1 protein-coding gene is annotated in these 394 nt (G+C 57.9%); it reads right to left on the bottom strand.

Annotated features, from left to right (window positions below):
- Nucleotides 1-381 (bottom strand): reverse transcriptase domain-containing protein (locus KDM90_RS17615; protein ID WP_230409877.1); only part of this gene is annotated, 381 nt, incomplete at its 3' end.
- Nucleotides 382-394 lie beyond the last annotated feature (13 nt).

The following is a 394-nucleotide window of genomic DNA, read 5'->3' as shown; positions in this document are numbered from 1 at the left end:
GGCCGCGGTCTGCTTCTCGTCGAACACCGGGAGTTGTGCGGGAAGCTTCTTGCTGGTAAGCTTGGTCAATGGCCGGGCAATCAGAGCATAGTCCCGTACGAACCGGCGATAGACGTTGCACATACCCAGGAAGCTCTTGAGTTCCGTCTGGGTTTTGGGTTGCCGTGCATGCCGGAGGGCCTTGATGTTCTTCTCATTGACTCGGAGCTCCCCCGGACTCAGCACGTGCCCCAGATACTCCACCTCAGTCTCAAACAGGTGGCACTTCTCGGCCTTGAGGGTAACTCCAGCCTTGGACAGGAGGGCCAGGACCTCCCGAAGGTGCTCCAGGTGTTCCGCTGGGGTCTTGGAGAAAACGATAATGTCGTCCAGGTAGACCAAACATGTTCTCCAC

Source organism: Affinundibacterium fentianense (assembly GCF_018139545.1).
In the GTDB taxonomy this organism is placed as follows: domain Bacteria; phylum Pseudomonadota; class Gammaproteobacteria; order Burkholderiales; family Burkholderiaceae_D; genus Undibacterium; species Undibacterium fentianense.
The sequence above is the reverse complement of the archived record's forward strand: the minus strand, read 5'-3'. Positions and strand labels throughout refer to the sequence as shown.